Raw genomic sequence first — 5,326 nt, forward strand, 5'->3', positions numbered from 1 at the left:
CCCCTCCCCGCCCGGGGTTTTTTATCAAGTTGTGGGGGGGGGGTAACCCCCCCCCCACCCCCGCCCGTCCGTGGGCCCCCGGGTGGGGTGTGGGGTCCCGCGGCCCCCCCCCACCCCACTCCCTACCAAGCGTTCACACTGGTGAACTACTGTCCACCCTTTTGAACGAAGGAGCGGACGAAGTCCTCGGCGTTCTCTTCGAGGACGTCATCGATCTCGTCCAGCACCGAGTCGACGTCGTCGCTCAGCTTCTCCTGTCGCTCCGCGAGGTCCTCGGACGCCTGCGCGTCCTGCGCCTGCTCCTCGACCTCCTCGGTGGAACGTGTCGCCTTCTGCTGTCCGCCGCCGGTGTCCTTGGTCGCCATGTAGCTCACCCCGCTCGGTTCGAAGCAATCGAAGCTCTTGATCAGACCCTACCCACCGGGTCCGACATTTGGCCCGGTAGTTGATGCAAGCCCGTGCCTCAGGTGATTGATTCCCAGCCCGGAGGCCTTTCAGCCGCCCGACAGCGTCCGGACCAGCTCCTCCGCCGTACGACAGCGGTCGAGGAGGTCCTTCACGTGTTCCTTCGTCCCGCGCAGCGGCTCCAGGGTGGGCACCCGCTGCAGGGAGTCGCGGTCCGGCAGATCGAAGATCACCGAGTCCCAGGAGGCCGCCGCCACGTCGTCGGCGTACTGCTCCAGGCAGCGGCCCCGGAAGTAGGCCCTGGTGTCCTCCGGGGGCGCCGTACGGGCCCTGGTGACGTCGCCCTCGTCCAGGAGGCGCTTCATCTTCCCGCGGGCCGCCAGGCGGTTGTAGAGGCCCTTGTCGGGCCGTACGTCCGCGTACTGGAGGTCCACCAGATGCAGCCGGGGGGCGTCCCAGTCCAGCGCGTCGCGGCGGCGGTAGCCCTCCATGAGCTCCCGCTTGGCGATCCAGTCCAGCTCGCCCGACAGGCTCATCGGATCGGTCTCCAGCCGGTTGAGGGTGTCCTCCCATCGGATCAGGATGTCCTTGGTCTGCTCGTCGGCGTCCGTCCCGTACCGCTCGTCGACGTACTTGCGGGCCAGCTCGAAGTACTCCATCTGGAGCTGCACCGCGGTGAGTGTCCGGCCGCTGCGGAGCGTGATCAGCTGCCGCAGGTCCGGGTCGTGGGAGACCTGGTGCAGGGTGCGCACGGGCTGGTCGACCGCGAGGTCGACGTTGATGAAGGCGTCCTCGATCATCGACAGCACCAGGGACGTGGTGCCGAGCTTGAGATAGGTGGAGATCTCCGAGAGATTGGCGTCGCCGATGATCACATGGAGCCGGCGGTACTTCTCCGCGTCGGAGTGGGGCTCGTCCCGGGTGTTGATGATGGGGCGCTTGAGCGTGGTCTCCAGGCCGACCTCGACCTCGAAGTAGTCGGCGCGCTGGCTGATCTGGAAACCGTGCTCGTGGCCGTCCTGGCCGATGCCGACCCGGCCCGCGCCCGTGACGACCTGGCGCGAGACGAAGAACGGCGTCAGATGGCGCACGATGTCCGAGAACGGCGTCTCCCGCTGCATGAGGTAGTTCTCGTGCGTGCCGTAGGAAGCGCCCTTGTTGTCGGTGTTGTTCTTGTAGAGGTGGATCGGCTGGGCGCCCGGGATGGCGGCCGCCCGCTCGGCGGCCTCCGCCATGATCCGCTCGCCGGCCTTGTCCCAGAGCACCGCGTCGAGCGGGTTGGTGATCTCCGGGGAGCTGTATTCGGGGTGCGCGTGGTCGACGTACAGCCGGGCACCGTTGGTGAGGATGACATTGGCCAGGCCGATGTCCTCGTCGGTGAGCTGGCTGGAGTCGGCGGTCTCCCGGGCGAGGTCGAAGCCTCGCGCGTCACGCAGCGGATTCTCCTCCTCGAAATCCCAGCGGGCGCGTCGCGCCCGGTGCATCGCCGCCGCGTAGGCGTTGACGATCTGGGACGAGGTGAGCATGGCATTGGCGTTGGGGTGGCCGGGGACGGAGATCCCGTACTCCGTCTCGATGCCCATTACTCGCCGTACGGTCATGCGGCCCTCCTTGCCCGGCGTCGGTCCCCTCCGGGAGCGACGCTCAAGTACCGCTGCTGTGTCCGGTGCGTGTGCGGTGCCCGTCACCGCACTGCGCGACTCGGCGGTACCGCAGAGCCTAGAGTGCCTCTGCGCCGGTGGGGAGATCAATTACGACATTGCTCCGGCATGGCCGGAACGGGGGAATGCAACCGGCTGCGGAGGCCCCCGGGGGCTTCCGCAGCCGGTCCCACGTATTACAGGTACTGACCGGTATTGGCCACCGTATCGATGGAGCGCCCGGTGTCCGCGCCCTGCTTTCCGGTGACGAGTGTGCGGATGAAGACGATCCGCTCACCCTTCTTGCCGGAAATCCTGGCCCAGTCGTCCGGGTTGGTGGTGTTCGGAAGGTCCTCGTTCTCCTTGAACTCGTCCACGCAGGCCTGCAGGAGATGAGCGACCCGCAGCCCCTTCTGGCCCTGTTCCAGGAATGCCTTGATGGCCATTTTCTTTGCCCGGTCGACGATGTTCTGAATCATCGCGCCGGAGTTGAAGTCCTTGAAGTACAGGACTTCCTTGTCGCCGTTGGCGTAGGTCACCTCGAGGAAGCGGTTCTCCTCGGACTCCGTGTACATCCGCTCCACGACGGACTGGATCATGGCGTGGGCGGCGGCCGGCCGGGAGCCGGTGTGCTCGGCCAGATCGTCCGCGTGCAGCGGGAGCGACGGGGTCAGGTACTTCGCGAAGATGTCCTTCGCCGCCTCGGCGTCCGGACGCTCGATCTTGATCTTCACATCGAGTCGGCCGGGGCGCAGGATGGCGGGGTCGATCATGTCCTCGCGGTTGGAGGCGCCGATGACGATGACGTTCTCCAGGCCCTCCACCCCGTCGATCTCGGCGAGCAGCTGCGGGACGATGGTGTTCTCCACGTCCGAGCTGACGCCGCTGCCGCGGGTGCGGAACAGGGACTCCATCTCGTCGAAGAAGACGATGACGGGGGTGCCCTCGCTCGCCTTCTCCCTCGCACGCTGGAAGACCAGGCGGATGTGCCGCTCGGTCTCGCCGACGTACTTGTTGAGGAGTTCGGGGCCCTTGATATTGAGGAAGTAGCTCTTCCCCGCGGGCTGCCCGGTCACCTCGGCGACCTTCTTGGCGAGCGAATTGGCGACGGCCTTGGCGATGAGCGTCTTGCCACAGCCGGGCGGGCCGTAGAGCAGGATGCCCTTCGGCGGGCGCAGCTCGTGCTCCTTGAAGAGGTCGGGGTGCAGATACGGAAGCTCGACCGCGTCGCGGATCAGCTCGATCTGGTCGCCCAGGCCGCCGATCTTGTCGTAGTCGATGTCCGGGACCTCTTCGAGGACGAGCTCCTCGACCTCGCTCTTGGGGACCACCTCGTAGACGTAGCCGGACCTGGAGTCCAGGAGCAGGGCGTCGCCGGGACGGATGGTGATGTCCAGCAGCGGCTCGGCGAGCCGCACCACCCTCTCCTCGTCGGTGTGCCCGACCACCAGGGCGCGCTCGCCGTCCTCGAGGATCTCCTTGAGGGTGACGATGTCCCCGGCGCGCTCGAACTCCATGGCCTCGACCACGTTGAGCGCTTCGTTGAGCATGACCTCCTGGCCACGCCGCAGATCTTCGAGCTCGACACTGGGGCTGACGTTCACCCGGAGCTTGCGGCCCCCGGTGAAGATGTCGCAGGTGCCGTCCTCGTTGGCCTGAAGGAAGACGCCGAAGCCGGCCGGCGGCTGCGCGAGCCGGTCGACCTCCTCCTTGAGGGCCACGATCTGGTCACGCGCCTCCCGGAGCGTGTTGGCGAGCCGCTCGTTCTGCGCGGACACGCCTGCCAGATTCGTCTGCAACTCGACGATCCGCTCTTCGAGAATCCTCGTATGACGCGGAGAGTCGGCGAGCTTACGTCGCAGGACGGCGATTTCCTGCTCGAGATAGGCAACCTGGCCGGCTGGGTCCTCTGACCCTCGCGCGGGCCGGATGCCGCGGTTGATGTCGTCGTCGTGGGCTGCCACGGTCCTCACCTCCTCCATGGGGAGCTGGACGCTTCCTGACCCTACCTGGGTGGGTGGTGATTGAAACCCCTAGATCACAAAGACTGCGGGGCGTGTCCGATCTTCACCCTTGCGCTCTCCCTCACGTCAAGGGAATACCCACCCTTCGGCACCGGAAAGCCGCCGGTTGTATCGTCGAAGTGTTCAACACCCGTCAGGGCTGGCTCCAATTGGTTCAGATACGCAGGAACGGCAGGACACATGACCGTGCAGCAGGACTCGCCGGGCGACAGTGACACGCAGGACCTGGAGGTCTGGATCGACCAGGACCTCTGCACCGGGGACGGCATCTGTGTGCAGTACGCCCCCGATGTCTTCGAGCTGGACATCGACGGCCTGGCGTATGTGAAGAGCGGCGACGACGAGCTGCTGCAGGCCCCGGGGGCGACCACTCCGGTTCCGCTGCCGCTCCTCCAGGACGTCGTGGATTCGGCCAAGGAATGCCCCGGGGACTGCATCCACGTGCGGCGCGTCAAGGACAGCGTCGAGGTGTACGGGCCGGACGCCGACTAGCAGACCTGGGCCGCGCGGCCCGGGTCTGCCCGGGAGCGCGCGCTCAGACGCTGCGGGCGAGGTCCCCGGAGGTACGGACGAACGCCTGCCCCTTCCATCGCCAGGAGGCCTGTTCCTCCTGGTCGGGGCAGCAGCGGGGGACCTCCAGCGAGGAGTAGCCGAGCAGGGTCGCCGAGACGACGCCGTCGCGTACGGCGAAGTCCCCGACGGTCTTCTTGTCGGCGGGGTCCACCAGGGTCGCCACGACCCGGGGCGCGGCCCCGGCCGTCCGTGTCAGGACGTAGATGCCGCCGGGCGGGGTGCCCGATCCGGCGGCGCAGTGCACCACGGCGACGGTTTCCGGCCGCCCGTCGCCGTCGAGATCCCCGGGAGCCTGTTTCGCGACGGTCGTCCCGGCGCCGCCGCACTCCAGCGGGAAGTCCACGCCGGCCGGGTCCGGAGCGGGCGCGGGGGCACCGTTCTGCGTGGTGGTCCGCTGCTCGGGGGCCGTGGCGGTCGCCGTGGCCGAACGGGGCTGGAGCAGCCCGGCCAGCGCGACGACCCCGGCCATCGCCGCGGCCGTGGCGAGCCAGTGGATCGGCTTGGCGGCGGTGTGGGCGAGGTCCGGGAGCGCGGAGGTCTGCACGCGGTATGTCTCCTGATGGTTCCTGGAAGCCCGGTGAGGGGTGGGGAACACCCCTGAGGGGTGGCCAGCATCGTGCCACACCTCACACCCGGGCGGAACGGCGGGGGTCAACGAAAAGAAGCCGCCGCGCAGTTCCCCGG

At 67.8% G+C, this 5,326-nt stretch carries 5 protein-coding genes; 1 reads left to right on the plus strand and 4 read right to left on the minus strand.

Annotated features, from left to right (window positions below; all coding sequences use genetic code 11):
• Positions 1-146 precede the first annotated feature (146 nt).
• The 3 genes from ACFWRV_RS36275 to arc form a co-directional block, all read right to left on the minus strand.
• Positions 147-365, minus strand: a complete 219-nt coding sequence (locus ACFWRV_RS36275) for a ubiquitin-like protein Pup (RefSeq protein WP_003970166.1) — start codon at positions 363-365, stop codon at positions 147-149.
• 129 nt (positions 366-494) lie between these two features.
• The gene (gene dop / locus ACFWRV_RS36280) at positions 495-2,006 is read right to left on the minus strand and encodes a depupylase/deamidase Dop (protein WP_384340440.1); all 1,512 of its coding nucleotides are present in this window, start codon (positions 2,004-2,006) and stop codon (positions 495-497) included.
• Positions 2,007-2,242: 236 nt separating this feature from the next.
• Complete coding sequence (arc, locus tag ACFWRV_RS36285; protein WP_384340442.1) at positions 2,243-4,009, minus strand: proteasome ATPase; 1,767 nt, start codon at positions 4,007-4,009, stop codon at positions 2,243-2,245.
• Positions 4,010-4,249: 240 nt separating this feature from the next.
• Between arc and ACFWRV_RS36290 the strand changes: the two genes are divergently transcribed.
• The gene (locus ACFWRV_RS36290) at positions 4,250-4,561 is read left to right on the plus strand and encodes a ferredoxin (RefSeq protein ID WP_097964298.1); all 312 of its coding nucleotides are present in this window, start codon (positions 4,250-4,252) and stop codon (positions 4,559-4,561) included.
• 43 nt (positions 4,562-4,604) lie between these two features.
• Here ACFWRV_RS36290 and ACFWRV_RS36295 read toward each other — a convergent pair whose 3' ends face one another.
• Positions 4,605-5,186 (minus strand): hypothetical protein, encoded by a 582-nt coding sequence (locus tag ACFWRV_RS36295; RefSeq protein WP_384340444.1) that lies wholly within the window; start codon positions 5,184-5,186, stop codon positions 4,605-4,607.
• Between the last annotated feature and the right edge of the window lie 140 nt (positions 5,187-5,326).

Source organism: Streptomyces sp. NPDC058576 (genome assembly GCF_042718715.1).
GTDB lineage: Bacteria > Actinomycetota > Actinomycetes > Streptomycetales > Streptomycetaceae > Streptomyces.